The organism is Pseudomonas benzopyrenica (assembly GCF_036884265.1).
In the GTDB taxonomy this organism is placed as follows: Bacteria; Pseudomonadota; Gammaproteobacteria; order Pseudomonadales; family Pseudomonadaceae; genus Chryseomonas; species Chryseomonas benzopyrenica.
Genome location: NZ_CP145723.1, coordinates 2,813,853 through 2,838,852, shown reverse-complemented (window position 1 = coordinate 2,838,852; position 25,000 = coordinate 2,813,853). Strand labels below are relative to the sequence as shown.

Annotated in this window: 26 protein-coding genes; 7 read left to right on the top strand and 19 right to left on the bottom strand. The window is 66.8% G+C overall.

The genetic code is table 11. From position 1 onward, the window contains the following. From V6W80_RS13450 to V6W80_RS13425, 6 genes are read right to left on the bottom strand one after another with little or no spacing between them, the layout of a single operon-like run. The gene (locus V6W80_RS13450) at positions 1-1,308 is read right to left on the bottom strand and encodes an MFS transporter (RefSeq protein WP_064309039.1); all 1,308 of its coding nucleotides are present in this window, start codon (positions 1,306-1,308) and stop codon (positions 1-3) included. Positions 1,309-1,351: 43 nt separating this feature from the next. Next, entirely contained in the window at positions 1,352-1,753 is a 402-nt protein-coding gene (locus V6W80_RS13445) for a 5-carboxymethyl-2-hydroxymuconate Delta-isomerase (RefSeq protein ID WP_064309040.1), read from the bottom strand. A gap of 22 nt (positions 1,754-1,775) precedes the next feature. Further along, positions 1,776-2,699 carry a 3,4-dihydroxyphenylacetate 2,3-dioxygenase gene (gene hpaD, locus V6W80_RS13440; protein ID WP_093252146.1) on the bottom strand — a complete coding sequence of 308 codons (924 nt, stop codon included), beginning with the start codon at positions 2,697-2,699 and terminating at the stop codon, positions 1,776-1,778. Between the two features lie 60 nt (positions 2,700-2,759). Beyond that, positions 2,760-4,220, bottom strand: coding sequence for a 5-carboxymethyl-2-hydroxymuconate semialdehyde dehydrogenase (gene hpaE, locus V6W80_RS13435; RefSeq protein WP_064308555.1), 1,461 nt, complete (start codon positions 4,218-4,220; stop codon positions 2,760-2,762). 2 nt (positions 4,221-4,222) lie between these two features. Then, positions 4,223-5,011 carry a fumarylacetoacetate hydrolase family protein gene (locus V6W80_RS13430; RefSeq protein ID WP_338544514.1) on the bottom strand — a complete coding sequence of 263 codons (789 nt, stop codon included), beginning with the start codon at positions 5,009-5,011 and terminating at the stop codon, positions 4,223-4,225. Continuing rightward, complete coding sequence (locus V6W80_RS13425) at positions 5,008-5,670, bottom strand: fumarylacetoacetate hydrolase family protein (RefSeq protein ID WP_064308553.1); 663 nt, start codon at positions 5,668-5,670, stop codon at positions 5,008-5,010. The genes V6W80_RS13430 and V6W80_RS13425 overlap by 4 nt, the downstream gene beginning before the upstream one ends. Positions 5,671-5,795: 125 nt before the next feature. Here V6W80_RS13425 and hpaA point away from each other — a divergent pair, with 125 nt between their 5' ends. Beyond that, positions 5,796-6,731 carry a 4-hydroxyphenylacetate catabolism regulatory protein HpaA gene (gene hpaA / locus V6W80_RS13420; RefSeq protein WP_017641365.1) on the top strand — a complete coding sequence of 312 codons (936 nt, stop codon included), beginning with the start codon at positions 5,796-5,798 and terminating at the stop codon, positions 6,729-6,731. Here hpaA and hpaC read toward each other — a convergent pair. Then, on the bottom strand, positions 6,728-7,237 hold the full coding sequence (hpaC, locus tag V6W80_RS13415) for a 4-hydroxyphenylacetate 3-monooxygenase, reductase component (protein ID WP_017641364.1): 510 nt from the start codon (positions 7,235-7,237) through the stop codon (positions 6,728-6,730). The two genes, hpaA and hpaC, sit on opposite strands and share 4 nt — an antisense overlap. Positions 7,238-7,248: 11 nt before the next feature. Then, positions 7,249-8,811, bottom strand: a complete 1,563-nt coding sequence (gene hpaB / locus V6W80_RS13410; RefSeq protein ID WP_017641363.1) for a 4-hydroxyphenylacetate 3-monooxygenase, oxygenase component — start codon at positions 8,809-8,811, stop codon at positions 7,249-7,251. Between the two features lie 206 nt (positions 8,812-9,017). On the opposite strand from hpaB, the gene feaR (V6W80_RS13405) reads away from it, so the two are divergent. Beyond that, positions 9,018-9,968 (top strand): transcriptional regulator FeaR, encoded by a 951-nt coding sequence (gene feaR, locus V6W80_RS13405; RefSeq protein WP_338544513.1) that lies wholly within the window; start codon positions 9,018-9,020, stop codon positions 9,966-9,968. On the opposite strand, the gene V6W80_RS13400 is transcribed toward feaR (V6W80_RS13405), so the two are convergent. From V6W80_RS13400 to V6W80_RS13370, 7 genes are all read right to left on the bottom strand, one after another. After that, entirely contained in the window at positions 9,965-11,461 is a 1,497-nt protein-coding gene (locus V6W80_RS13400) for an aldehyde dehydrogenase family protein (protein ID WP_338544512.1), read from the bottom strand. The two genes, feaR (V6W80_RS13405) and V6W80_RS13400, sit on opposite strands and share 4 nt — an antisense overlap. 130 nt (positions 11,462-11,591) lie before the next feature. Continuing rightward, positions 11,592-12,359 (bottom strand): SDR family oxidoreductase, encoded by a 768-nt coding sequence (locus V6W80_RS13395; RefSeq protein WP_093252122.1) that lies wholly within the window; start codon positions 12,357-12,359, stop codon positions 11,592-11,594. 1 nt (position 12,360) lies between these two features. Then, a complete protein-coding gene (locus V6W80_RS13390; protein ID WP_017641359.1) occupies positions 12,361-13,152 on the bottom strand; it encodes an SDR family NAD(P)-dependent oxidoreductase in 792 nt (263 codons plus the stop codon). Continuing rightward, positions 13,149-13,961 (bottom strand): molybdenum cofactor biosynthesis F family protein, encoded by an 813-nt coding sequence (locus tag V6W80_RS13385; protein WP_338544511.1) that lies wholly within the window; start codon positions 13,959-13,961, stop codon positions 13,149-13,151. Before V6W80_RS13385 ends, V6W80_RS13390 begins: the two co-directional genes overlap by 4 nt. 88 nt (positions 13,962-14,049) lie before the next feature. Then, positions 14,050-14,703: a LuxR C-terminal-related transcriptional regulator gene (locus V6W80_RS13380; protein WP_184287378.1), complete on the bottom strand. Its 654-nt coding sequence runs from the start codon at positions 14,701-14,703 to the stop codon at positions 14,050-14,052. Between the two features lie 2 nt (positions 14,704-14,705). After that, the gene (locus V6W80_RS13375) at positions 14,706-15,071 is read right to left on the bottom strand and encodes a cupin domain-containing protein (RefSeq protein WP_017641356.1); all 366 of its coding nucleotides are present in this window, start codon (positions 15,069-15,071) and stop codon (positions 14,706-14,708) included. 25 nt (positions 15,072-15,096) lie between these two features. Further along, positions 15,097-16,395: an NAD(P)/FAD-dependent oxidoreductase gene (locus tag V6W80_RS13370; protein ID WP_338544510.1), complete on the bottom strand. Its 1,299-nt coding sequence runs from the start codon at positions 16,393-16,395 to the stop codon at positions 15,097-15,099. A 362-nt stretch (positions 16,396-16,757) separates the two neighbouring features. On the opposite strand from V6W80_RS13370, the gene V6W80_RS13365 reads away from it, so the two are divergent. The 3 genes from V6W80_RS13365 (at position 16,758) to feaR (V6W80_RS13355) (ending at position 19,891) form a co-directional block, all read left to right on the top strand. Further along, on the top strand, positions 16,758-18,257 hold the full coding sequence (locus V6W80_RS13365; protein ID WP_017641354.1) for an APC family permease: 1,500 nt from the start codon (positions 16,758-16,760) through the stop codon (positions 18,255-18,257). Between the two features lies 1 nt (position 18,258). Then, a complete protein-coding gene (locus tag V6W80_RS13360; RefSeq protein WP_338544509.1) occupies positions 18,259-18,834 on the top strand; it encodes a DUF3156 family protein in 576 nt (191 codons plus the stop codon). A 115-nt stretch (positions 18,835-18,949) separates the two neighbouring features. Continuing rightward, a complete protein-coding gene (feaR, locus tag V6W80_RS13355; RefSeq protein ID WP_017641352.1) occupies positions 18,950-19,891 on the top strand; it encodes a transcriptional regulator FeaR in 942 nt (313 codons plus the stop codon). 24 nt (positions 19,892-19,915) lie between these two features. Here the strand turns inward: feaR (V6W80_RS13355) and V6W80_RS13350 are convergent, their stop codons facing one another. Next, positions 19,916-20,668: a DeoR/GlpR family DNA-binding transcription regulator gene (locus V6W80_RS13350; RefSeq protein ID WP_064308543.1), complete on the bottom strand. Its 753-nt coding sequence runs from the start codon at positions 20,666-20,668 to the stop codon at positions 19,916-19,918. 142 nt (positions 20,669-20,810) lie between these two features. On the opposite strand from V6W80_RS13350, the gene V6W80_RS13345 reads away from it, so the two are divergent. Continuing rightward, on the top strand, positions 20,811-21,368 hold the full coding sequence (locus tag V6W80_RS13345; protein ID WP_338544508.1) for an NUDIX domain-containing protein: 558 nt from the start codon (positions 20,811-20,813) through the stop codon (positions 21,366-21,368). Between the two features lie 80 nt (positions 21,369-21,448). Here V6W80_RS13345 and V6W80_RS13340 read toward each other — a convergent pair whose 3' ends face one another. Then, positions 21,449-22,009: a DUF1993 domain-containing protein gene (locus tag V6W80_RS13340; RefSeq protein ID WP_017641349.1), complete on the bottom strand. Its 561-nt coding sequence runs from the start codon at positions 22,007-22,009 to the stop codon at positions 21,449-21,451. A 41-nt stretch (positions 22,010-22,050) separates the two neighbouring features. Beyond that, positions 22,051-22,683, bottom strand: coding sequence for a pyridoxamine 5'-phosphate oxidase family protein (locus V6W80_RS13335; protein ID WP_338544507.1), 633 nt, complete (start codon positions 22,681-22,683; stop codon positions 22,051-22,053). Positions 22,684-22,990: 307 nt separating this feature from the next. Between V6W80_RS13335 and V6W80_RS13330 the strand changes: the two genes are divergently transcribed. Continuing rightward, on the top strand, positions 22,991-23,695 hold the full coding sequence (locus V6W80_RS13330) for a glutathione S-transferase family protein (RefSeq protein ID WP_338544506.1): 705 nt from the start codon (positions 22,991-22,993) through the stop codon (positions 23,693-23,695). A gap of 108 nt (positions 23,696-23,803) precedes the next feature. Here V6W80_RS13330 and V6W80_RS13325 read toward each other — a convergent pair whose 3' ends face one another. Beyond that, positions 23,804-24,946 carry a mechanosensitive ion channel family protein gene (locus tag V6W80_RS13325; RefSeq protein WP_338544505.1) on the bottom strand — a complete coding sequence of 381 codons (1,143 nt, stop codon included), beginning with the start codon at positions 24,944-24,946 and terminating at the stop codon, positions 23,804-23,806. Between the last annotated feature and the right edge of the window lie 54 nt (positions 24,947-25,000).

Here is a 25,000-nt window from a genome sequence, read left to right as displayed (position 1 = left end):
TTAGTGTCCTTGAGGATTGACGAGATGGGCGGGGGTGCGCAGCACCAGCAGGGCGCCGAGCGCGATGAGCACGGCGAGCACCTGCAGCGCCAGGGCGCTGCTCTGGGTGGTGTCGCGCATCCAGCCGATGAAGAAGGGCGCGCCGAAGGAGGCGATGCTGCCCAGGGAGCTGATCAGGCCGATGCCGGCGGCCAAGGTCCGTTGGCCGAGAAAGGCCGGGGGCAGTTGCCAGAATTGCGGCAGGGCGGCGCTGGCGCCCATGCCGGCGAGCACCAGGCCGAGCATCACCGGCCAGGGCGCCTGGGGCAGCAGGCTGGCCAGGGCCAGGCCCAGCGCGGCCATGAGCAACGGCACGGCCAGGTGCCAGCGGCGCTCGCGGTGGCGGTCGGAGGAGCGGCCGGCGGCGAGCATGAACAGGCATCCCGCCAGGTACGGCAGGGCGCTGAGCAGGCCGACCTGACCGTCGCTGCCGATGCCGGCGCCGTGGATCAGCGCCGGCATCCAGAAGGCCAGGGTGTTGACCGCCAGCATCACCGCGCAATAGCTGGCCACCAGCAACCAGAGATGACCGCTGCGCAGCAGGCCGGCGGTGGAGGTCACCGGTTTGCCGGCTTCTTCCTGGGCGAAGTCCTCGTGCAGCCGGGCCTTCTGGCGCTCGTCCAGCCAACCGACGCTCTGGTAGCCATCGGGCAGGGCGCGCAGTACCAGCAGGCCGAGCAGGACCACCGGCAGGCCTTCGAGCAGGAACATCCACTGCCAGCCGCGCAGCAGCGGCCCTTGGCGAAAGGCGTCGAGCAGGGCGCCGGACAGGGGGCCACCGAGTACCCCGGCAAGGGGCACCGCCAGGGCGAACAGCGCGGTGACGCTGCCGCGTCGCCGGGCCGGGAACCAGCGCGCCAGATAGACCAGGATGCCGGGAAAGAAGCCGGCTTCGGCGGCGCCGAGCAGAAATCTCAGGGTGTAGAAGGCCACTGGCGTCTGCACCAGGAACATGCCGGCCGAGAGCAGGCCCCAGACCACCATCAGCAGGGCGATCCAGCGCCGTGGCCCGACCCGCTCCAGTGCCAGGTTGCTGGGCACGCCGCACAGCGCGTAGGCGATGAAGAACAGTCCGGCGCCGAAGCCGTAGACGGTATCGCTGAAGTGTAGATCGGCGCTCATCTGCGCCTTGGCGAAGCCGATGTTGATGCGATCCAGGTGGGCGAAGAGATAGCAGACCAACAGCAGCGGCATCAGCCGCCAGGCGATACGGCGATAGGGCGTCGTCGCCTGGGCGGCGGAGGCGGGAATATCCAGCGCCTGGGGCATGGGAAACCTCGCGTTATTGTTGTTGTAGGACGTGCTCGGTGGGTTAGCGAAACAGCGGGTGCAGGCTGCTGCGCTTGCCGTCGTAGACCTGGCCGGGGCTTTCATCGATCTGCAGGGTGATGCCGACCGGTCGCCGTTCCAGCAGGGCGCTCAGGTGCTGCTCCAGGGTGGCGAGCAGGGCGTCGCCGACCTGACGGTGCAGCGCTGATGCGCGCCCAGCGCCCATGCGTAGATTGGCGTAAAGGAAGCCGTAATCGCCCTGGCCATCGGCGATGGCCGCGTGGGCCGCCGGATAGGCCAGCACCCGCACGCCGCCGGTGGGAAAGATGGCCTTGCCGGCCGAATCGCGCTGGGCGAGCAAGGTGTCGGCCAGCGCCCGGCAGAGCGTGGGCAGCTCGGCGTCGCCGTCGAGGTCGGGGCTGTAGAGCAGGGTCAGATGGGGCATGGCGAAAGGCTCCGCGCCGCCGTCACAGGCGGCTGCTGTTGGGGACGTTGGCGGGGGCGCTGGCCTGGGGGCGGGGAATGGCGGCGCCGGTCTGCGCGGTGACCGGGAAGAGGGCGTTGATCTGCCCGGTCCCGGAGGCGGCGAAGTAGGGCGTCAGCACCTCGACCTGGCCGTCGTAGTCGCTCCAGCCGAGGGCGCCGAGCAACATGGCGGTGTCGTGCATGAAGCCTTCGCCATGGCCCTTGGCGGCGTATTCCGGAAGCATGCCGCAGAATTCCGCCCAGTCGCCGTCCTGCCACATGCGCACCACGCGCTCGTCCAGGGTTTCCAGGAAGGGGCTCCAGATCCTGGTGGCGAATTCCGGTGCCTGGCCGTTCTGGGCGAAGCGATGGGACAGCGAGCCGCTGGCGAGAAAGGCGACGGTTCCGTCGTAGTGGTCTTCCACCGCGCGCCGCAGTGCCCAGCCCAGGCGGGCGCTGTCGTGCAGGTAATGGGAGGTGCACAGCGACGAGACCGAGATCACCTTGAAGTGCTGGTCGGCGTTCATGTAGCGCATCGGCACCAGGGTGCCGTACTCCGGTGCCAGGGTGGTGGCGTCGTGGGCCATGGTCTCCACGCCCAGAGCGTTGGCGCTCCCCGCCAGCAGCTTGCCCAGCGCCGGATTGCCGGGAAACTCGTAGTCCATGTTGGCGATGAAGTGCGGCAGCTCATTGCTGGTGTACAGCCCCTTGAAGTGCGGACCGCAATTGATGTGGTAGTTGGCATTGACCAGCCAGTGGGTATCGAACACCACCAGGGTGTCGACGCCCAGTTCGCGGCAGCGGCGGCTGATCTCCCGGTGGCCATCGATGGCGGCTTGGCGAAAGCCCTTGCGCGGGCCGTCCAGTTCGCTCAGGTACATGGAAGGGACGTGGGTGATCTTGGCCGCGAGTGCGAGGGTGCCCATGGTGTTCTCCTGACCGGGGCGGCGCGCGCCCCGGTGGTGGTTGGCCGGTGGGGATGGCGATCAAAGGCCCCAGCGGGGGATGTGATGGTTGCCCATGGAGATGCAGACGTTCTTCACCTCGGTGAAGACCTCGAAGCTGTATTCGCCGCCTTCACGGCCGGTGCCCGAGCCCTTGACGCCGCCGAAGGGCTGGCGGAGGTCGCGCACGTTCTGGCTGTTGATGAACACCATGCCGGCCTCGATGCCCTGGGCCAGGCGGTGGGCCTTGCCGATGTCCTGGGTCCAGACATAGGAAGCCAGGCCATAGTCGGTGTCGTTGGCCAGGCGCAGCGCCTCGGCTTCGTCCTTGAACGTGAGCAGGCAGACCACCGGACCGAAGATCTCCTCCTGGGCGATGCGCATGCGGTTGTCGACGTCGGCGAACACCGTGGGCTGGATGAACTGCCCCTTGGCCAGATGCGCGGGCAGATTGGCCGGACGCTCCAGGCCGCCGGCCAGCAGATTGGCGCCTTCTTCGAGGCCGATGCGGATGTAGCCGGTGACCTTGTCGTAGTGCGCCTGGGTGATCATGGAGCCGACCTGGGTCTTGGGATCCTGAGGATCGCCCACCAGCAGGCGCTTGGCGCGCGCGGCGAACTCGGCGACGAACTGGTCGTAGACGTCTTCCTGGATGAAGATGCGGCTGCCGGCGGTGCAGCGCTCGCCATTGAGCGAGAAGATGGTGAACAGCGCGGCGTCCAAGGCGCGGTCCAGGTCGGCATCGGCGAAGATCAGCACCGGGCTCTTGCCGCCCAGCTCCATGGAGTACTTCTTCAGCCCCGCCGTCTGCATGATCTTGCGGCCGGTGGCGGTGCCGCCGGTGAAGGAGATGGCGCGCACGTCCGGGTGACGCACCAGGGCGTCGCCAGCGGTGGCGCCGTAACCCTGGACCACGTTGAGCACGCCCGGCGGAATGCCGGCTTCCAGGGCCAGGCGGCCCAGTTCATTGGCGGTGAGCGGCGAGAGTTCGCTCATCTTGAGTACCGCGGTATTGCCCAACGCCAGGCAGGGCGCGGTCTTCCAGGTGGCGGTCATGAACGGTACGTTCCACGGCGAGACCAGGCCACAGACCCCCACCGGCTGGTGCAGGGTGTAGTTGAGCATCTGGTCGTCCACCGGATAGCTGTGGCCGTCCATGCGGGTGCAGACCTCGGCGAAGAACTCGAAGTTGTGCGAGGCGCGGGGGATCAGCACGTTCTTGGTCTGGTGGATCGGCAGACCGGTATCCAGGGTTTCCAGCTCGGCCAGGTTGGGCACGTTCTGGTCGATCAGTTGGCCCAGCTTGCGCATCAACCGAGCGCGTTCCTTGGCCGGGGTGGCGGCCCACTTGGGGAAGGCTGCCTTGGCCGCGGCCACCGCCTGGTCGATCTCGCGCGGGCCGCCGCTGGCGACCTCGCCCAGGGCTTCGCCAGTGGCCGGGTTGTAGTTGGTGAAGGACTCGGCGCTCTCGACTTCGCGGCCGTCGATCCAGTGCTTGATCATGTTCAGACTCCCTTGGTGTGCTTGGTCGAAGCCGGGTTGGCAAAGAAAGCGGCTTCGCTGACGATGCGGTTGACCAGGCGGCCCACGCCTTCCACTTCCACCACCACCTCATCCCCCGGCACCACGTCGGCCAGGCCCTCGGGCGTGCCGGTGGCGATCATGTCGCCCGGTTGCAGGGTCATGAAGCTGGAGAAGTATTCGATGAGGTAGGGGATGTCGAAGATCATGTCGGCGGTGGTGCCCTCCTGGGTGAGGGTGCCGTTGATCCAGGTGCGCAGCCGCAGATTGCCCGGGTCCGGCACGTCGGCGACGTCGACGATCCAGGGGCCGACCGGGGTGGTGGCGTCGCGGTTCTTTACGCGCAGGTTGGGCCGGTAGTAGTTCTCCAGGTAGTCGCGGATGGCGTAGTCGTTGCAGACGGTGTAGCCGACCAGGTAGTCCAGGGCGTCCCCGCGCTTGACGTGGCGCGCCGGCTTGCCGATCACCGCCACCAGTTCGCACTCGTAGTGCATGTAGTCGACACCATCCGGGCGCCAGGTCACCTGGTTATGGCCGGTGTAGGTGCCGGCCGACTTGATGAAGGCCAGCGGTTCGGTCGGCGGCGTGAAGGCCAGTTCGCGGGCGTGGTCGGCATAGTTGAGGCCGAGGGCGAACATGGTGCCGGTAGCCGGCGGCAGCCACTCCACGGCACCGGCGGACAGGCGTTCGCCATTGGGCAGGCGGATGTTCAGTTCGTCGTCCAGGGTGACCTGGAGGACGACGCCCTGGTGGCGGATGCGCGCGTGTTTCATGGACGCACCTCCGCGACCACGGTGTTGGCCAGCCGGCCGATGCCGTCGATGACCACCTCCACCCGATCCCCCGGGACCACGTCCACCCGGCCTTCCGGGGTACCGGTGATCAGGACGTCGCCGACGTCCAGGGTCATGAACTCGGTGATCTCCGCCAACAGTTGCGGCAGGCCGCGGACCCAGTTGGCGGTGGTGTTTTCCTGGCGCACCTCACCGTTCACCAGCAGGCGCAGGGTGAGGTCCTCGACCGCAGCCACGGCGTCGCGTGGCACCAGCTGGTCACCCAGGGCACAGAAGCCGTCGCGGCACTTGGCCTTTACCGCCGGGCGGTAGTAGCTGTCTTCGGGCAGGCTGAATTCGTTGACCACCAGGTAACCGGCGATGTGGTCCAGAGCGTCGGCGGGCTGGACGCGGCTGGCGCGGCGACCGATCACCACCCCCAGCGCCGGACCGGGTTGCAGACGTTCGCCGGCCGGCGCCGTCACCGAACCCTCATGGCCGTTGCGGGTATTGGGCGTCTTGATGAACAGCACCGGACGCTGCGGCGGTTTGAGGTAGGGCTTGTCACCGAATTCGGCGAGGCGACTGTCGAGCAGGCCCCGGTAGTTGAGCGCGACACCGAACAGGGTGCCGCTGGGGGTGGGTAGGGCTGGGGTCATGGTCTCTCCCGAACGGTTTTGCTGGCCGTATTTATTAATATGTTAATGATATAGTTAAGATGTTAATGATCGTCAAGGGTCGGTGGCTCCGCTAAGCTTTCCGAACAACCACAAGAAGGCCTGCCATGCCCCGCGCCACGCCGCAGCTGTTGCCCATTCCCAACATCCATATCGGCGAGGTCTACGATCAGCGCTACGCTGACGCCGAGGTGCATTACGACGCCCTGGGTAACCTCGCCGAGTTCTTTGGCCGCAACATGCGCGCCCATCGCCACGACCGTTTCTTCCAGGTGCACTACGTCGCCAGTGGGCGGGTGCGGGTCTTTCTCGATGACCAGCATTACGAGGAGGAGGGACCGCTGTTCTTCCTGACGCCGCCGCCGGTGCCCCATGCCTTCACCACGGAAGAAGGTAGCGACGGCCATGTGCTCACGGTGCGCCAGCAACTGGTCTGGACGCTGCTGGACGAGGCGCCCGAGCTGTCGCCGGGGACGCCGTTCCAGCCGCTGTGCGTGCCCCTGGGCGACCTGACCGGCCTCGATCGCGAGGAGGCCGACCGCCTCGCCGCGCTGTTCGAGCTCTTGCGGCTGGAGACCCAGGCGCCGCGCCCGGCCCAGCCGAGCAGCCTGAGAGCCCTGGCGCGGCTGTTGTTCATCAGCCTGTTGCGCCTGGCGCCGCGCTCGCGCGCTGCCCAATCCGTTCGTCATGAAGACCTCCTGGTCTTTCGTCGTTTCAACGAGCTCATCGAAACCCACTACACCGAGCATTGGCCGCTGGCGCGCTATGCCGAGCGACTCGGAGTGACCGAGGCGCGCCTTAACGACAGCTGTCGCCGCATTGGCGGATTGCCGTCCAAGCGGCTGATCCATGACCGGTTGATGCAGGAGGCCAAGCGCCTGCTGGTGTTCACCGGCGCCTCGGCCAACGAGATCTGCTACGGCCTCGGCTTCAAGGACCCGGCCTACTTCAGTCGCTTCTTCCTCCGCCAGGCCGGGGCCACTCCGGGCGACTACCGCCAGCGGCATCGCGCGGCGGTAGCGGACGGCCGGCGTTCTTGCTAGGCCGCCGACACCGGCTGCAATTGGTGGAAGTGGCGGCCGAAGTAGACGAGGCCGGTGCAGTGTTCACGGGTGGCGATCTCGTCGAGTTCCACCAGGAACACCGAATGGGTGCCCACCTCCTGGGTCTCGACGATGCGGCCCTGCAGGCTGGCCAGGGCATCCTCCAGCAGCGGCAGCCCCTGGGCGCTCTGGCCCCAGGTGTGGCGGGCGAAGCGCTCGTCCATGTCCACCCCGGTCATGCCGGCGAAGTGGCGCGCCACCTCTTCGTGCTCGCCGGCCAGGACGTTGACGCACAGCCGCGCATTGGTCTTGAACACGGCATTCATGGCACTGCTGCGGTTGACGCAGACCAGCAGGGTGGGTGGGCTGTCGGTGACCGAGCAGACCGCCGTGGCGGTGATGCCGCAGCGCCCTCCTGGACCATCGGTAGTGATGACGTTGACCGCAGCGGACAGCGCCGCCATGGCGTTGCGAAAGGCCTGTTGCACGGGGGTGAGCGCGTTCATGGGCGAGCTCCTCACTGACGGATGCGATCGAGCATGTTGATGTCGTCGGGATTGGTGAGATGCGGCACGGTCCAGCCGTCGAGGTCGTAGTCGGCCATGCAGCGCTCCACCAGGTCGGTCATCTGCTTCATCGCCCCGGTGCCCTGGGCGTGGCGCAGCGCCTGCATGCGGATCTCGTCCTGGCTGCCGGCGTAGTTGATCTCGTACAACTCGTGACGCCCGCCGAATTCGGTGCCTATGGCATCCCACAGCAGCTTGAGGATCTTGATGCGTTCCTGGTGACCCATGCCGGCCGAGCCGCGGCAGTAGGTGGCGAGATACTTGTCCAGCATCGGGTCCTTGAGGTCCCGCGAGCCGCTGGGCAGATAGATCAGGCCGCTGGCCACCACCTGCTCGATGACCTTCTTGATCTCCGGATAGGCCTGGGGCGCCAGCACCCGATAGGCCTGCAGGGCTTGGGCGCTAGGCAGCCAGGCACCGCTCTTCCACTCGCTGGCGTTGCCGTGCATGGCGTCGGTCAGCGACCAGAACAGGTTGCGCCAGGCGACCACCTCGCCCATGGCGGCCTGGACGCCGCGGAATTCCAGGGAGCCGGTGCATTGCAGGGCTTTGAACAGGGCGCCGGTGATGAAGTCCAGCTTGACCGCCAGCCGAGTGCAGCCCTGCATGGGGAACAGCCGACCGAACCCCCCCTGGGGAAACCACTGCCGGCAGCGCTCGAAGTCGCGGTAGATCAGCACGTTCTCCCAGGGGATGAACACCCGGTCCATGATCAGGATGGCGTCGTTCTCGTCGAAGCGGCTGGACAGCGGATAGTCGAAGGGTGCGCCGGTCATGCCGGCCACCAGCTCGTAGGAGGGCCGGCAGATCAGCTTCATGCCGGAGGTGTTCATCGGGGCGATGAACATCAGCGCGAAGTCGGTGTTGTCGCCCAGCAACTGCGCCGAGCCCTGGCCGACGAAGTTGTAGTGGGTGAGGGCGGAGTTGGTGGCCACCACCTTGGCGCCGCTGACGATGATGCCGCCCTCGACTTCCTCGTCCACCGAGATGAACACGTCCTTGACCTGATCCACCGGCTTGTCGCGGTCGATGGGCGGGTTGACGATGGCGTGGTTGAGATAGAGGCAGGATTCCTGGATGCGCTGGTACCAGGTACGGGCGTTCTGCTCGAAGCGCCCGTAAAACTCCGGGTTGGCACCCAGGGCGCTGCCGAAGGCGGCCTTGTAGTCCGGGGTGCGGCCCATCCAGCCGTAGGTCAGTCGCGACCATTCGGCGATGGCGTCGCGCTGCTCGCGCAGGTCGCTGGGGGAACGGGCGAAGCGAAAGAACTTGTGGGTGTAGCCGCCGTTGCCGGTATCGGTCTCCCAGCACAGCTTCTCCTTGGTGGCCGGGTCGTGCAGGGCGTCGTAGAGTTTGGCCATGGAGGCCGCGGCGTTGCGAAAGGCCGGGTGGGTGGTCACGTCCTTGACGCGATCGCCGTAGATGTAGATCTCGCGGTCGTCCCTGAGGCTGGCGAGGTATTCGGCGCCGGTCAGGGGACGATTGGCTTCGGCGCGATAGTCTTCGGGTTTCATGGCGGGCAGGACTCCGTCTCTTTGTTGTTGTGGGTTCGCTCCAGGCGACTGACCCCAGCATCGCCGGCCGCCTGCCGCGACTGAATGGCTTTTCCGCACCACGCCTTGTACTTTTCATAGCGGATGGGCGGCCAGGATTGGCCCTTGGGATCAGATCGATAATATGTTAACTAGTTAGGCCGCATGACGCTCTTGGGAGACCCGGCATGGACACAGGCACGGCTTCTGGCGATACCTTCGATGGCTGGCTGCACAGCCTGCACGGCGCCTGTGGCGCGCGCTTCCAGGCCGAGCGCGGCCTCGGCGGCGCGCTGTTCATCGGCCAGGTAAGGCCGGGTTGCCTGGCCGGACTGGAGCAGGTGCAGATTCGCACCAACGCCACCCGCATCGCGCGGCGCCTCCCCGCAGGCGCCCAGGATGGCGACCGCCATTGCTTCCTGGTGCTGCAGGGGAGCGGTCGCTCCCTCGTCCATCAGTTCGACCGTACCCTGGCCCTGGAGCCGGGCGACCTGGCGCTGGTCGACTCGGCGGCTGACTTCGAGGTCGAGCCCCAGGGGCTGATGGAACACCTGTCGCTGCACCTGCCGCGCCGCGAGGTGCTGGCCCATCTGACGGGCGACCAACTGACCTTTGGCAAGGTGGCGCGACATACCCTGAGTGGCCGAACGCTACTGTCCTTCTACCGGGAACTGCTGGCGATCGAGGGTGCCGTGCCGGTACGCGCGGACGAGCAGAGCGCACTGCAGGAAGTGATCCTGGCACTGCTCGGGCCGGCGCTGACCGCTGAGTCGGCGGCTAAGGGGCTGGCCCTGCAGCCAGCGGCCCTGCAACGCCGTGGCGCCGAAGCCTTCATCCTGGAGCGGTTGCACGAAGCCAGCCTGTCGCCGGCCCAGGTGGCCGAGGGCATCGGCGTGTCCCTGCGGCAGCTGTACCGGCTGTTCGCGGAAGATGCCATGGGCATCAGCGAGTGGATTCGCCATCGCCGCCTGGCGCGCTGCGCCGCCGATCTGCGCGATGGCAGTCAGGATCATCTGCCCATCACCGAGATCGCCTTTCGTTGGGGCTTCAGCGATGCGGCGCATTTCAGTCGCGCCTTCAAGCAGCAATTCGGCGTGGCGCCGCGGGATTATCGCGGCGCCCGCGTGCTGGTCGCCTAGTAGGCGATGCAGACCGACTTGAGTTCGGTGAAGGCTTCCACCGCGCCGCGGCCGAATTCGCGCCCGATGCCGGACTGCTTGTAGCCACCGAAGGGCAGGTTGGGATCCACCGGGACGTGGCTGTTGACCCAGACCGTGCCGGCCTCGATGCGCGGGATCAGGTCCAGGGTGCGGCTGAGGTCGTTGCTCCAGATGCTCGCGGTCAGGCCATAGCGGCTGGCGTTGATCTGCCGCAGGGCCTCGTCCAGATCATCGTAGGCCAGCACCGACAGTACCGGGCCGAACACCTCTTCCTGGGCCACGCTCATCTCCGCGTTCACCTCCAGCACCGTCGGTTGCACGAAGAAGCCGGGCAGGTCTGGCGCAGCGCCTCCCACAGTGACCTTCGCCCCTTGCTGCCGGGCCTGCTGCAGATGATCCAGCACGCTACGCTGCTGCTTGCGCGAGACCAGCGGATTGATCTGGGCGTTGGGATCCAGACCCGCGCCCAGGGTCATGCCGCCCACGGCGGCGCTCAGGGCTTCGAGGAAGGCCGCGTGCAGTCGGCGCGGCACGAAGAAGCGCGACGCCGCGGCGCAGACCTGCCCCTGGTTGAGCAGTCCACCCATGAGGGCGCCGCCCACGGCCTTCTCCAGGTCGGCGTCGTCCAGCAGCAGCATGGGATTCTTGCCGCCCAGTTCGAGAGAGAAGCGGGTCATGTTCTGCAGGGCGGCCATGCCCACCTGCTTGCCCACGGCGGTGGAGCCGGTAAAGGACACCTTGTTGACACCGGGGTGGGCGACCAGCGCCGCCCCGGCCTCGGCGCCGCGACCGATGAGGACGTTGAACACCCCCGCCGGTATCCCGGCCTCGATGGCCAGGGCCGCGACCCGCAGCACGGTCAACGGGGTCTCGTCGGCGGGCTTGATGATGATGGAATTGCCCGCCGCCAGGGCCGGCATGACCTTCCACAGGGCGATCATCAGCGGGAAATTCCACGGCACGATGCCGGCCACCACGCCTACGGCCTCGCGGCGGGTGTAGGCGTTGTAGCGGGCGCCAGCCGGTACCGGGATGGAGACGTCCAGGGTCTGGCCTTCCAGCTTGGTCGCCCAGCCCGCCATGTACCTCATGTATTCGACACTGCCGCCGACCTCGATGGCGCGGGCGATATGGATGGACTTGCCCTGTTCCAGGGTCTCCAGCTGGGCCAGTTCCTCGCCGTGCTGCTCGACGAGGTCGGCGAACCTGAGCAGGATGCGCTCGCGATCGGCCGGCCGCAGGCGACTCCAGCTGCCGCTGTCGAAGGCCGCCCGGGCCGCGGCTACGCAGCGGTCCACGGTGGCGCCATCGGCCAGATGGGTGCGGGAGATGGGCTGGGCGGTGGCCGGGTCGAGCACCTCGAATAGGTCGTTCGCGCCGGTGACGGTCTGGCCGTCGATGAAGCTGCCATGGACCTGATCGAGAAAGGCCGTGACGCGGTCGAGCGGAGCGAGGAGGGCAGTGGTAGGCATGGCAAGGTCCTTGTAGTTGTCATCGAGCCGGTCGAGCGGCGATGGGGCAGCTTAGGCAGGCCGGCTCGGCGCGGGCTTGCCTCTGACTGCCGCCTGCCTTGACGCGCTCTGCCAGCGACGGGTGTGTGGATCAGGGGGCCGGTCGTACCTCCGCCAGACCGGCGCCGCCATCCACCACCAGGGTCTGGCCGGTGATGTAGCGTGCGGCATCGGAGGCCAGGAAGAGCATGGCGGCAGCGATGTCCTGCGGCTCGCCCAGGCGCCCGAGCGGGACGCCGCTCGCGATATGGGCGGCATTGGCGTCGTCCCCCAGGTTGTCCAGCGCCGGCGTCCGGATCATCCCGGGTTCCACGCCGTTGACGCGGATCTGGTCCGCCGCCAGTTCCAGGGCCGCCGCGCGGATGAAGCCGTTCACCCCGGCCTTGGAGGCGGCGTAGTGGGCGAGACCGGGATAGGCGAAGCGCGGGCCGGTCACCGAGGAGGTAATCAGCAGGCTGCCACCGCCCTGGCGCCGCATCAGCGGCGTGGCGGCCTGGGCCAGCCAGAAGCAGGCGGCGAGATTGACCGCCAGGGTGCGCTCCAGCAGCGCCGGGGTGATGGCGGCGAAATCGGTGAGGGGGAAGAAGGCCGCGTTGTGCACCACAACGTCCAGCCGGTCGAGACCGGCCAGCAGCGCCGCGGCGCTGTCCGGTACGGCGAGATCGGTGGCGCCGGCTGCCTCCACGGCCAGGCCCTGGGCGGTCAAGTCGGCGGCCAGGGCCGCCGCCGTCTGCGCCTGCAGATCGGCGATCCGGACCTGCGCGCCGGCCCGGGCGAAGCCCTCGACCAGCGCCCGACCGATGCCCTGGGCGCCGCCGGTGACCAGCACCTGGCGCTCGCGGAAATCGAAAAGGCTCATGTCAGGCGTCTCCCAGGCGGGTGAAGGCGAGGGTCGGCAGGTCGACGCAGGAGGCGCCGCCATCGGCCACCAGCAGGGTGCCGGTGACCATGGCGGCTTCCGCGGAGGCGAGAAAGGCGCAGACGCTGGCGATCTCCTCGGGCGCGGCAGGGCGACGCAGGGGGACGTCGGCGCAGACCCGGGCATAGGCGGCGTCCAGATCCTCGCCGTGGGCCTGCATCAGCGGCTGCATCTCGGCATCGGCCATGGGCGTGCGTACCCAGCCCGGACAGACGGCGTTGGCACGCACCCCCAGGGGGCCGTAGTCCCGCGCCAGGGAGCGGGTCAGGCCGAGCAGGGCGTGCTTGGCGGTGGTATAGCCGCATACCTCGGGGCCGGCGACCAGGGCCGCGATGGACGCCACCAGCACCAGGTTGCCGCGCCGCTCGATGAGCGCTGGCAGACAGGCGCGGGCGCTGAAGAAGGCGCTGTCGAGGTTGCTGCGCAGCGCGGCCGCCCAATTTTCCGGGGAGGTATCGATGGCGCTGCCCAGGCCATGGCCGCCGGCGTTGGCGATCAATACGTCGATTCCGCCAAGCTGCCGCTGGATGTCGGCGGTCAGCCCGAGCCAGGCGTCGGGGTCGGCGGCGTCACCGCTCAAGGCCAGCCCGCCGATCTCGCCCGCCAGGCGCTCCAGGGGTTCGCGGCGCCGACCGATCAGCACCACCCGATCGCCCTGGCTGGCGAAGCGCCGGGCGCAGGCGGCGCCGATGCCGGTACCGGCACCGGTGATGACCACCACCCGGCCGCTCATGCCGGGTACTCGGTGCGGTTGAGCACCTGGCAATGGGACGCGACCGGGAAGTTGCTCCAGGCCTGGCAGTCGGCATCGCTATAGCCCCAGATCTTGCCATCACTACGGTGCTGGTCGAGGTCGATCAGCAGCACGCCGAGGGTGGGTACGATCTTCTCGCGCCAGACGAACAGATAGAGGCGCTCGGCGATGCGGTAGTAGTGGCAGCGATCGGTGTCGGTCAGGCCGCCTTCCACGCCCTGCAGGCATTGCCAGGTATAGAAGTTCTCGTTGAGGTAAAGGTGTTCATAGACCTCGGTTGGGCTGTAGCGATAGAGATTGCGCAGCCCGACCAGCTCCCGGGTCGGCGCGTGCGGGCAGGCACCGTCCTGCCAGGGTCGATCCAGGCTGCCGTGCAGAATCTCCACCTCGACGCCGGTCAGCGACTGACCCGCCAGGGCCCGGGCATAGAGGCCTTCACGGGTGGCGGCGAGGGTAGGTAGCCGACCGAGCACAGCGGTGAAGGCCTGGTTGGGCAGGTCCAGCACCAGGGTCACCGACCAGTCCTGGTCGTTCTCGCGCTTGATGAAGTCCACCAAAAAGACCTCTGGCCTCAGGGTGGTGGCCCGATAGCTCGCCTCGCCGCCGCCGTTCTCCAGGTGCCATTCCAGTCGCTCCGCGGTGAAACGATGTTCGATGCGCCAACCGTTGGCGAAATGCAGGGTGAGGTGGCGGCCTTGCAGCGCGGCGTTGGCCGGCAACACGAAGCCCTCGGGAGCGAAGCCATCGGCCAGGGCGCCTACGGTGATCCAGTCGGACGTTGAACTCATGATGCGACTCCAGTGCAGGAAGGGAGTCGTCATGTTCAGCGGTGCCCGGCGCCTTGCCCATCAACCGGATGGTTGAGGCGGGCGCCGCTCAGAGAAAGAGCGCCGTGACCAGTTCGGTGCGATTGGCTACTCCCACCTTGCGGTAGAGATTGATGAGGTGGGTCTTCACCGTGGGCAGGCCGATCCCCAGCAACTGCGCCAGGCGCTTGTTGCCGTGGCCGGCGCGCAACAGCTCAGCGAGTTCGCGCTCGCGGGGGGTGAGGGCGGTCAGACCCACGGAGGCGGAGTGGGTGGCGAGACGGGGCAGCGCCAGCGCGAGCATGGCCTGCAGACCCTGCAGCCGTTCGAGCTCCCCGGCACTGAAGGCGCCTTCGGCCTCCCGCCGCAGCAGGGATAGCCCCAGCACCGCCTGCCCGGCCTGGCGGGCGAAGATCTCCACCACATCGCAGATGCCGTGGCGGGCGAGAAAGCCGGCATAGCGTTCGCGGCTGCCCGCCGCCTGGGCCGCCTGGCCGAGGCGCAAGGGAACGAGATCGATGGCGAGGTTCTGGCAGTGGCGCGGATGCAGCGGATCGCTGCCCTGATAGCGCTCCAGGTAGCTCTGGTGCATGGGCGTGGCGAGGCCCAGCAGCTGGAAATCCGCCGGGCGCGCCTGGTGGTCGATGCGATAGAGCGCCGCCAGGGAGGCGCCGCCCGCCCTGGCACAGGCCAGCAGACATTGCCGGGCCAGGGCGTCGCCCATGGTCAGGCCACGGCGTGGTAGTGCTTGACGAAGCTGTCGCTGAGGATCTCCCAGCGCACCGGGGTGCCTTTTTCCACGTACCAGGTATCGCCCACGCCGAAGCGGGTGGTCTCGCCGGTGGATTCGTCCGTCAGCAGCACCTCGCCGGTGACCACCGTGGCCTGTTCGTTGAAGGGATAGGTCATGCGAAAGGTGCTCTTGCTGACGCCGAAATAGGCCGCGCTGACGGCGTCGGTGGGCGCACCGGCGGTCATCTTGCCGTAGGCCTTGCCGTCGCCGGCAAGAAGCTCCGAGCCGAGATCGGCCACGGTGCCCCAGGGATCGAGCTGGTCGAGGGTGATGTGGCGGGTGATGGGATGCAGCGACATGGTGGACTCCTGTTGGGAAAAAGGGTTAGCGACGACCATTCCAGTAGCCGGACACCTGATGCCAGGTCTTGCCGCCGGTGAGGAGCAGTGGCCCGAAGATATCCTTGCCGGTGACCTCGATGCGCCGGATGGAGCTGATCAGGTCATAGCGCGCCGAGCCTTCGCTCATGCCCTCGGCCAGCACCTTGCAGATGATGTGGCTGGGGGTGACGCCGAAGCCCGAGTAACCCTGGACGAAAAAGGCGTTGGGCCGGCCGGGCAGGGTGCCGATCTGCGGAAACAGATTGGGACTCACCGCCATGGGGCCCCCCCAGGCCAGATCGATCTTCACCTCGGCGAGGTAGGGGAAGATCTTCAGCATGAGCTTGCGATTCCAGGCCTTGAGATCCTTGGGGATATGCTCGACCAGGGACGTGGCCGAGCCGAACAGCAAGCGGTTCTCGTTGGTCACCCGGTAGTAGTCGATCACCGGACGGATGTCGCTGTAGGCCCCGCGAATCGGGCTGATGCGCTGGATGAGCTCATCCGCCAGGGGTTCGGTGACGATCTGGAAGGCGTAGGTGTTGATGGTGGTGCGGTGCAGCTCGGGTTCCAGCTTGTTGAGGAAGCTGTCGCAGGCCCAGAGCAGCTTGCTGGCCGTGACGGTGCCGCGGCCGGTGCGCACCTTGATGCGCTCGCCGTAGCTGACGTCCAGCACCGGGCTGAATTCGAAGATGCGCACCCCCAGGCTGGCGGCCGCCTTGGCTTCGCCCAGCAGCAGGTTCAGCGAATGCACATGGCCGCCGCCACGATGCAGGAGGGCGCAGCTGTAGGCGTCCGAGCCGATGATCTCGCGCACCTCGCGGCCGGCCAGGAAGCGGATCTCGTGCGGAGTGCCGGTGGACTTGAATTCCTTCTCCCAGGTGCGCAGGGTCTTCGCCTGCCGCTCGTTGAAGCCCATGTAGCCGTAGCCGTGACAGAAGTCGGCGTCGATGTCGTAGCGGGCGATGCGCGCCTTGATGATGTCGGCGCCGAGGTCGCTGATCTCGAAGATCTGCCGCAGGCCGTCTTCGCCCACCTCCTTCTTGATCTTCTCCAGGTCGTGACCGATGCCGGCCATGATCTGGCCGCCGTTGCGACCGGTACCGCCAAAGCCGAGGTGGCGGGCTTCCAGCACCACGATGTTGGTGATGCCCTTTTCGGCCAGCTCCAGCGCGGTGTTGATCCCGGAGAAGCCCCCGCCGATGACGACGACGTCGGCTTCGATATCGTCCGCCAGCGAAGGAAAGCTCAGGTCGTATTTCTTGGTGGCCGTGTAGTAGGTCGGGGTTTCGAGAGTGATCATCTGCGCGTGCCGTACTGCCAGACTGGAAGGGGAGATGCCGGGGGCATCCGCTCATGGCGCTATTAAGGCAACAACCCCTGGCGAAGCTATTGTCTTTGCCTGCCAGCGCTTTTGATCCTGGCTGCCGGCGCCGCTCCCGCGCGAATCCCGGCGTCGATCGTCCACGGCGCCTGCCCGGTCCGCCGCCCTTGGCAGCGAGAGGCAACTGCGCTGGCACGCCTGGGCAAGGCCGCCGCCCGAGGCCTTCTTTAAGCTGGGATTCGCGGCGTCCCCGACGAAGACGCCCCTGACAATTCATAGCACCCGTCCGGGTAACCGGACCTTGCCCTGCCTAGAGCAATAACAACCAGAGGGCTTCTGACATGACCTTGCAGCAACGTTTGTCCCAGCACCTGCACCAGGGGGTGGTCGGTTTTCCGACCGCCCTCGCCAGCGCCGTCGGCCTGATCATGGCCAGCCCGGTGATCCTTACGGCCACCACCGGCTTCGGCCTGGGCGGCGGGCTGTTCGCCCTGGCCATGGGCATCGCCCTGGTCATGATGCTGGCGCAATCCACCAGCTTCGCCGAAGCCGCCTGCCTGTTGCCCACCAACGGCTCGGTCTACGACTACCTGGCCTGCGGCCTGGGTCGCTTCTTCGCTATCACCGGCACGCTGTCCGCCTACCTGATCGTGCATGTCTTCGCCGGCACGGCGGAAACCATCCTCAGCGGCACCATGGCGCTGGTCAATTTCGAATCCCTGAATGTCCTGACCGAACCGGGTGGCCAGGCCTGGCTGGTCGGGGTCGGCCTGGTGCTGGGCTTCGCCGTGCTCAACGTGCTGGGTGTGACGGTGTTCGGCAAGGCCGAGGTCATCCTGACCTTCGGCATGTGGACCACCCTGATGATCTTTGGCATCGCCGGTCTGCTCAAGGCGCCCGCGGTGGCCCTGGACGGCCCCTTCGGCGCCTCCCTGGTGGGCGATGACCTGACCACGCTGCTGTCGCTGATCGGCATGGCGATGTTCATGTTCGTCGGTTGCGAATTCGTCACGCCCCTGGCGCCCGAGGTACGCAATGCCGCGCGGACCCTGCCGCGCGCCATGCTGCTCGGGCTGCTGGGCGTGGCCGGCTGCATGTTCATCTATGGCGCCGCCATGCGCCGGCAGGTGGAGAATGTCCTGATCGATCCGGCGGCCAATGTCCACCTGCTGGATACGCCCATGGCCATTCCCCACTTCGCCGAGCAGGTGATGGGGCCTTTCGGCCGGATCTGGCTGGGCATCGGCCTGCTGTTCGCCGGGGCGGCCACCATCAATACCCTGATGGCGGGCGTGCCGCGCATCCTCTATGGCATGGCGGTGGATGGCGCCTTGCCACGCGTCTTCACCTACCTGCATCCGCGCTTCAAGACACCGGTGGTGTGCATCGCCGTGGTCGCCGCCATTCCCTGCCTCCACGCCTGGTGGCTGGGCGGCAACGCGGACCGGATCGTGCCGCTGATCCTCGCCGCGGTCTGCGCCTGGAGTACCGCCTACCTGCTGGTCAATCTGTCGGTGGTGCTGCTGCGCCTGCGCCGGCCCGACCTGCCGCGCGCCTATCGCTCACCGCTGTTCCCGCTGCCGCAGATCATCGCCAGTGCCGGCCTGCTGCTGGGCATGTATTTCATCACCCCACCCGGCATGAACGCGGCGGACATCTATCGTCCCTTCGGTGCCATGCTCGGCCTGACGGCCGCCTTCGCGCTGTTCTGGACGCTGGTGGTCCAACGCGTCCACCCGTTCCGCCCGGTGCCGGTGGAAGAGGCGCTGGAAAAGGAGTTCAACCGCGAGGTCGGCCTGCAGTTGCCCGCCATCGAGCCCGTGCTGCGCGGCGCGGTCTGAGATGTGGTCGTTCTGGAAGCAGCCGGCGGGCTATCGCCCCGGCGCGACGCTGGCGCGCCTGGTGCGAGATCTGCCGGGTCTGCAGGTGACGGCACTGGCCGTCGACCACCTGCAGGTCGGTCAGGAGGGCCAGGGCTGGACCTTCGAAATCCGGGAGCGGTCCCAGGCGCTGTTTCTCATGCACCTGGTGACCTGTCGCTTCCAGTGGCAGCGGCCAACCTGTGCCGGCACGCCGGTGCGTATCCGGCTGCGGCACAGCGGCTGGTGGCGGCGCACGGGGCTGGCCTTCCGCATCCTCGCAGGGCGCGATCCCGCGCTGGAGCGTTGGTGCGCCGACCTGGTGCGGGATCCGGCGCTGATCGAGGCGCTGCAGGTGCTGGATTTCCGGGAGCTGGAGCTGGAACGCCGGCAAGGGCAGTGGCGCCTCGTGCTGGAGCCCTATGCGGCCAGCGAGGTGGTCAGCCGCTTTCCGGCCTATCGCCGCTACCTGCGGCTACCGCCGGACCAGGCCCAGGCCGCCTTGCAGGTTCTCGCGCGCCTGCAGGCCTGGATCGCCCCCGAGGTGGCGCCGCACTGAGTGCCGAAAACGGCTAGTGCGCCGGTGTGCTTATTGCGTGCCGAACAGTCAGGTTACCGCGGGTAACGCCGGGACCTCAGGCAACCCGAGCGCACCCTGAACAGAGGAGATCGACATGACCCAACAGGCCCTGATGCAGGATTTCGCCAACTGGACCCAGGCCCTGCGGTCGGTATGCGGCCGCTTCCAATCCTGGCTGGCGCCCGAGCACTCGCTGTTCATCGGCGAGATCCTGCACCATGACATCGGTGGCTTCGCATACACCACCATCAGCACCAATGCCGGGCGTATCGCCTGCGAGCGTCCGCCGGGTGATCAGGTGGATGACCGCACCTGCTTTCTCATCGTCCAGGAGGCGGGGCACTCGGTGCTGCGCCACCAGGGCGAAGCGGTGGAGTTGCGCCCTGGCGACATGGCGCTGATGTGCCCTGAATTCGATTGCGACATCCTGCCCTGCGGACTGATCCGCCATACCTCCTTCCACCTGGATCGTCAGGCGCTCGGACGGCGGCTGGCCGGCGGTGATCCGCGCTTCGGCAAACTGCCGACCGCGGGTCTGACCACCCTGCTGCTGCGCTCCCTGGTGAGCCAGGTCACCCATCTCGATGCGCAAGCCGCTACCCCGGAAGAGGGCGCGGCGTTGAGCGAAGCCCTGCACGCGCTGCTGATTCCAGCGCTCGATCAGCGGCACGATCTGCCGCTGGAGAGCGGCGAACACCAGGCGCTGACCGGCCTCAAGCGCAACGCCCTGGCCCTGATCGACGCCTCGCTGGGGCAGCCGCTGCTGTCACCCAACTGGCTGGCCCAGGAGCTGGGCGTCTCGGTGCGCAATCTCTATAGGGCCTTCGAGGACGGCGACAGCATCTGCCAGTCCATCATGCGCGCCCGCCTGGAGCGCAGCGCCGCCGACCTCAGCAGCCCCATGCTCCAGCGCGCCTCCATCACCGAAATCGCCTACCGCTGGGGCTTCACCGATTCGGCCCATTTCAGCCGTGCCTTTCGCAAGCGATTCGCCTGCACGCCCAAGGATTATCGGCGGCAGACGTTAGCGGGATGACTACGCGCGACCGAAAGGCGGCAGCTAGGCATGGATCACGGATACTGCGGCGCTCAGCGCCCCGAGCGCCTCGTCGTCAGGCGCCGCATCCGTCACCAGGGTGCTGACATCGGCCAGCGGGATGATGCCGTAGGGCGAGGCCGCGCCGAGTTTTTCCCGCGTTGCCAGCACAAAGGTCTCCGCCGCTTGACGGCTGATGATGCGCTTGATCGCGGCTTCCTCGGCATTGCCGGTGGTGGCGCCCGTCTCGGGATGCAGCCCGGTCACGCCCATGAAGTAGCTGTCGACTCGTACCCGAGCGATGGCCTCCGCACAGGCTGTGCCAAGGGTCACGATGGAATGCTTGAACAGGCGGCCACCGATGAGTTCGACCTCAATCAGCGGATGCTCGACCAGCTCTACCGCGATGTTCGGGCTATGGGTGACCACGGTGATCTCAAGCTCCTTGGGCAGGTGGCGGACGAGTTGGACATTGGTCGTGCCGCCATCGATAAAGATGATCTGTCCCGGTTGGATCAGGCGGATGCCCGCCTGGCCGAGCGTTACCTTGCTGGCCATGGACGCCTCTTCGCGCCTGGCGTAGTCCGCGACGGCAGCCGAAGCCGGCAAGGCGCCGCCATGCACGCGTTGCAGCACGCCTTCCGCTGCCAGCTCCCGCAGATCACGGCGAATGGTGTCTTCCGAGACCCCCAATTGCTGGCTGAAGGTCTTGGCCACCAGCCGGCCTTCCCGGCGCAGCACCTGCTGGATAAGCGCCTTGCGTTCACGGGTCAGCATCGGGGACTCCTGCACGAAAATTCTTGACGTTGCACGAAATTGCACGAATTCTAGCGCGAAGCCCTAGAGTGGTAAATACCGCTCGCCAACCCAGAGGATCGCCTATGAGCATCGCCCCGCGTATTCTGTCGAAGAGGTCAAGGTGTTGTCTGACGACTGGTTCATCCTGAAGAAGACCACCTTCGCCTTCCTGCGCAGTGACGGCACCTGGCAGCGGCAATCGCGAGAGACCTACGATCGCGGCAATGGCGCGACCATCCTGCTCTACGATCCCCGGCGGCGCACCGTGGTGCTGACGCGCCAGCTGCGCTATCCGGCTTTCGTCAATGGGCACGACGACCTGCTGATCGAGGCGCCCGCCGGCCTGCTCGACTCCGCCGAACCCGAGGTGCGAATCCGCGCCGAGGTCGAGGAGGAGACGGGCTTTCAGGTACGGGAAGTGCGGCAGGTGTTCGATGCCTTCATGAGTCCCGGTTCGGTGACCGAGCGGCTGCATTTCTTCGTCGGCGAGTACGCCCCGGGCGATCGCAAGTCGGCCGGGGGTGGCAATGCCGCGGAAGGCGAGGACATCGCCGTGCTCGAGGTCGACCTGGACGAGGCGCTGGCGATGATCGATGCCGGGACCATTCGCGACGGCAAGACCATCATGCTCCTGCAGTACGCGGCCCTGAAGCTCATACCACACCTGGCGGTCAGCTGATCTCCAAGGCTGACGACCAGGGCTCCAGCGGCCTGTCTCGGATCCCGGAGACGCGGCTTCCGGCGCTGGCCGCCTGGCGGCTAGGACGACGCGCCGGGCCTCAGGAGGGGCAGTACATGGGCGACGTAGTCGGCCTTGCCCAGCTCGACGCCTTGCGCGCGGAGGATGGCGTAGGCGGTCATCACGTGAAAGTAGAACTGCGGCAGCGCCCAGTCGCGGACGTACTGTTCGGCGGTGAAATCGAAGACCAGCCCCTGGGGCAGTTCGTGGGCGATGGGTTCTCCCTCCGCGACGGCAGACCCTTGGGCCGAGAGGGCCTGTACCCGCTCCAGGGTTTCGCGGATGCAGGTCTGTGCCTGGGCCAGCGTGCCCGGCTGTTCGGCCGCGTTGCGCCCTTCGTCGAGCAGAACCTTCAACTCGGGTGGAAAGCTCTGGCCGTACAGGCGCAGCAGGCCTTCCTGGGCCTGGACGCAGGCGAAGCGGACCTGGGTGGCGAGGGGAAACATGTCAGGCGCCAGGCGGGCGACCAGTAGCGCCTCGGTCGCACCGTCCGACCGCTGGGCTTCGGCCTTGGTAAGCCAGGCCGAGAGAGCGCCCAGCAGGTTGGTGTAGGTGGGGACGAGGATATCGGCGAAGGTCATGGCGGGTCCTTGATGGGGGCTGGAGGCAGTGCCGGGCAGCCCTAGTAGAGCGTGCTGGCGATGCGCTGCGGCAGGGCCTGGTCGTAGGCGTCGCCGTCCACCTGAGTCGGGCAGAGCTGCTTGAGGATGGTGCCGGGAGAAGGCAGCGCGCTGCGCGCCAGGTGCCTGGCAGGATCCCACAGGCCGGCCCGGATCACCGCGCGGCTGCACTGGAAGTAGACGCTGGTGACCCTGATTTCCAGCACCGTTCGCGGGCGCTGGCCCTTGACCTCGAAGCGGGCCAGCAAGGTCGGATCGACCGCTATGCGGGCGGTGCCGTTGACGCGCAGGGTTTCGCCGATACCAGGGATCAGGAACAGCAGCGCTACCCGGGGATCCTGGAGGATATTACGCAGCGTATCCAGGCGGTTGTTGCCCCGGCGGTCCGGCAGGTAGAGCGTCCTGGCGTCCTCGACCTGCACGAAGCCCGGCGCATCGCCGCGGGGAGAGGCATCGAGCCCCTGAGGTCCTGACGAGGCCAGGACCACGAAGGATGCCGCCTCGATGAAGGGCTGGTACGCGGGGTGGATATGATCGATTTCCTTGAGGATCGAGGGTGCCGCGACCTCACCGTAGAGGGTTTCCAGCGACTCCAGGGTGGTGAGGTAGTCCTGTTGCTGATTGTCCTGCTCCATGCGTGACTCCTGGCGTGTGGTGCTCTGCGCGCCTTGGCTAACGCGTGGCTCTTCTGGTGCCAAGCCTTCGCGACAGGCAAAGGGTTGGCTGAACTGTAGCCGATACGGTGGAGGAGAGCCCAGTCTGTGGGCAGGTTCCCGCGAGCGTCGCCTGGCCAGGGACCTTCGCCATAGCGACCCAAAGAAAGCGCAAGCGGTCGGGTACTTATAGCGGTTTGCCGCTGTCCCAGAAGACCTGATCGGCGCCTGTACCTGCCCCGACAGTCGCCCGCGAACCTCCCATTGGTTGACCAAGAGGAATCTCCTGATGACCCTTCCGCTACGCCTGTACGAACTGACCGGTGCCGACGACAGTTGCCGCTTCAGCCCCTATTGCTGGCGCATACGGCTGGCGCTGGCCCACAAGGGTCTACCAGTCGAGACCGTTGCCTGGCGCTTCCACGAGAAGGAGGCCATCGCCTTTTCCAAGCAGGGCAAGGTGCCGGTGCTGGTCGACGGCGAACGCTGTGTGACCGACAGCTGGGCCATCGCCGAGTATCTGGATCACCAGTACCCTGATCGGCCCTCGCTGCTGGGCGATGCCTCGCTCAAGGCGCTGACGCGCTTCGTCAATCAATGGGTTGCCGACAGTGTCCATCCGGCGCTGGCGCGCTTGATCCTGCCCGACGTCCATGCGGTGCTGGATGAAGCCGACAAAGACTATTTCAAGCGGACCCGGGAGGCGGCGTTCGGCGTGTCGCTGGATGCCCTGGCCGCCCAGCGCGAGCGCTCGCTGCAAGCATTTCACGAGGTCCTGAAGCCCCTGCGCAGTACCCTGGCCGTGCAGGATTACCTGGCCGGTGCAGCCCCGGCCTACGCCGATCACATCGTCTTCGGCGCCTTCCAATGGGCCCGGGTCGTCAGTGCGCAATCGCTATTGGCCGAGGACGATCCGCTCACCGCCTGGTGCGAACGCATGCTCGACGCCTACAACGGGCTGGCCCGCCAGGCGCCAACGGCAGCCGAGCGGTAATTCACTGCGACGCTAAGCCATTGGTCCGTCCTTGCACGCCAGTGGGACGTCTGCGGAGACAAACGCCCCAGTGGCCAGCATCGGCAGCTCTCTTTTCCTGGCAGGGTCCTACTGCATCACCGGCTGGCGCTGGGCAACCGACTGAGCATCTTGTCGATCCTGTTCGGCGAGGAAATCCGCGGGCAGGGTTTCGACATAGAGACTGCGGCTGGAAAGGGCGAAACGCACGCCGATCTTGGCGAAGGCTTCCATCATCTCGATATTGATCGCCTGCTGGATGTCCATGTACACGTTGTAGCTGGCATCTAGCACGATATAGACGACTTCGAATTCCAGCGAACTGTCACCGAAGGTCAGCAGGTGGGCGCGGTCGAAGCGCGTCTTGTCCTGCCGTTGAATGATTTCCTTCAGGGCAGCGGTGACCTGTTTGATCTGGCTTGGCTGGCTGGCATAGGTCAGCCCGAATTTGAAGACGATGCGACGCTCCTGCAGCTTCTTGTAGTTCTGGATGGTGCTGCCGATCATCTCGGCGTTCGCCATGACGATCTGCTCGCCGCCCAGGCTTCTGATCCGCGTCGTCTTCAGGCCCACATGTTCGACGGTGCCTGCCAGCGAGCCCACGACGATGAAGTCACCCACCTCGAAGGGTTTGTCCACCGCGATGGACAGGGATGCGAACACATCGCCCAGAATGTTCTGCACGGCCAGGGCGATGGCGATGCCGCCCACGCCAAGGCTGGCGACGAAGGCGGTGATGTTCACCCCCAGATTGGACAGCATGGCCAGGCTGACCACGGCCCAGAGCAGCACCTTGGCGCCCCAGAGCGACAAGGTGGCCAGAGCGCTGCCCTGATAGACGTCGGCCTGGCTGTGCTTGACGAAGTAATGATGCACCGCCAAGGCCACCGCTCGGTTGGCCCACAGCCCGACCTGCAAGGCCGCTACCACGAACCAGAGGCTGCTGACCCGCGTCAGCCAGCGCTCGGGCAGATCCAGTATCCCCACGCCGATCAGAATGGCGGCCAGCAGCAGCAGGGTATTGCTCGTGCTGGAGAGCACCTGGATGGCGATCTGGCTGACATGAGCGCCCGGCTTTTCCGCGCGGGTCCGCAGATTTCTCAGGACGAAACCGATGACGGTGCGGGCGAGGGTGAAGCTGAGCAGGATGAGGCACAGCATGGCGAGCCAGTTGGCCAGCGAGATGCCGAGCAGACTGGTCGATAGCAGGGTGTTGAAAAATCCGAGATCCATAAAGCAGGGGGTCTTCTAGCCGGTTCAGAAATCGCCACGACTCGGCCGCTCAGG

Excerpts from the sequence above, each read along its gene's own strand:
- V6W80_RS13450 (WP_064309039.1), bottom strand. The coding sequence starts at position 1,308 with ATGCCCCAGGCGCTGGATATTCCCGCCTCCGCCGCCCAGGCGACGACG.
- V6W80_RS13445 (WP_064309040.1), bottom strand. The coding sequence starts at position 1,753 with ATGCCCCATCTGACCCTGCTCTACAGCCCCGACCTCGACGGCGACGCC.
- hpaD (WP_093252146.1), bottom strand. The coding sequence starts at position 2,699 with ATGGGCACCCTCGCACTCGCGGCCAAGATCACCCACGTCCCTTCCATG.
- hpaE (WP_064308555.1), bottom strand. The coding sequence starts at position 4,220 with ATGATCAAGCACTGGATCGACGGCCGCGAAGTCGAGAGCGCCGAGTCC.
- V6W80_RS13430 (WP_338544514.1), bottom strand. The coding sequence starts at position 5,011 with ATGAAACACGCGCGCATCCGCCACCAGGGCGTCGTCCTCCAGGTCACC.
- V6W80_RS13425 (WP_064308553.1), bottom strand. The coding sequence starts at position 5,670 with ATGACCCCAGCCCTACCCACCCCCAGCGGCACCCTGTTCGGTGTCGCG.
- hpaA (WP_017641365.1), top strand. The coding sequence starts at position 5,796 with ATGCCCCGCGCCACGCCGCAGCTGTTGCCCATTCCCAACATCCATATC.
- hpaC (WP_017641364.1), bottom strand. The coding sequence starts at position 7,237 with ATGAACGCGCTCACCCCCGTGCAACAGGCCTTTCGCAACGCCATGGCG.
- hpaB (WP_017641363.1), bottom strand. The coding sequence starts at position 8,811 with ATGAAACCCGAAGACTATCGCGCCGAAGCCAATCGTCCCCTGACCGGC.
- feaR (WP_338544513.1), top strand. The coding sequence starts at position 9,018 with ATGGACACAGGCACGGCTTCTGGCGATACCTTCGATGGCTGGCTGCAC.
- V6W80_RS13400 (WP_338544512.1), bottom strand. The coding sequence starts at position 11,461 with ATGCCTACCACTGCCCTCCTCGCTCCGCTCGACCGCGTCACGGCCTTT.
- V6W80_RS13395 (WP_093252122.1), bottom strand. The coding sequence starts at position 12,359 with ATGAGCCTTTTCGATTTCCGCGAGCGCCAGGTGCTGGTCACCGGCGGC.
- V6W80_RS13390 (WP_017641359.1), bottom strand. The coding sequence starts at position 13,152 with ATGAGCGGCCGGGTGGTGGTCATCACCGGTGCCGGTACCGGCATCGGC.
- V6W80_RS13385 (WP_338544511.1), bottom strand. The coding sequence starts at position 13,961 with ATGAGTTCAACGTCCGACTGGATCACCGTAGGCGCCCTGGCCGATGGC.
- V6W80_RS13380 (WP_184287378.1), bottom strand. The coding sequence starts at position 14,703 with ATGGGCGACGCCCTGGCCCGGCAATGTCTGCTGGCCTGTGCCAGGGCG.
- V6W80_RS13375 (WP_017641356.1), bottom strand. The coding sequence starts at position 15,071 with ATGTCGCTGCATCCCATCACCCGCCACATCACCCTCGACCAGCTCGAT.
- V6W80_RS13370 (WP_338544510.1), bottom strand. The coding sequence starts at position 16,395 with ATGATCACTCTCGAAACCCCGACCTACTACACGGCCACCAAGAAATAC.
- V6W80_RS13365 (WP_017641354.1), top strand. The coding sequence starts at position 16,758 with ATGACCTTGCAGCAACGTTTGTCCCAGCACCTGCACCAGGGGGTGGTC.
- V6W80_RS13360 (WP_338544509.1), top strand. The coding sequence starts at position 18,259 with ATGTGGTCGTTCTGGAAGCAGCCGGCGGGCTATCGCCCCGGCGCGACG.
- feaR (WP_017641352.1), top strand. The coding sequence starts at position 18,950 with ATGACCCAACAGGCCCTGATGCAGGATTTCGCCAACTGGACCCAGGCC.
- V6W80_RS13350 (WP_064308543.1), bottom strand. The coding sequence starts at position 20,668 with ATGCTGACCCGTGAACGCAAGGCGCTTATCCAGCAGGTGCTGCGCCGG.
- V6W80_RS13340 (WP_017641349.1), bottom strand. The coding sequence starts at position 22,009 with ATGACCTTCGCCGATATCCTCGTCCCCACCTACACCAACCTGCTGGGC.
- V6W80_RS13335 (WP_338544507.1), bottom strand. The coding sequence starts at position 22,683 with ATGGAGCAGGACAATCAGCAACAGGACTACCTCACCACCCTGGAGTCG.
- V6W80_RS13330 (WP_338544506.1), top strand. The coding sequence starts at position 22,991 with ATGACCCTTCCGCTACGCCTGTACGAACTGACCGGTGCCGACGACAGT.
- V6W80_RS13325 (WP_338544505.1), bottom strand. The coding sequence starts at position 24,946 with ATGGATCTCGGATTTTTCAACACCCTGCTATCGACCAGTCTGCTCGGC.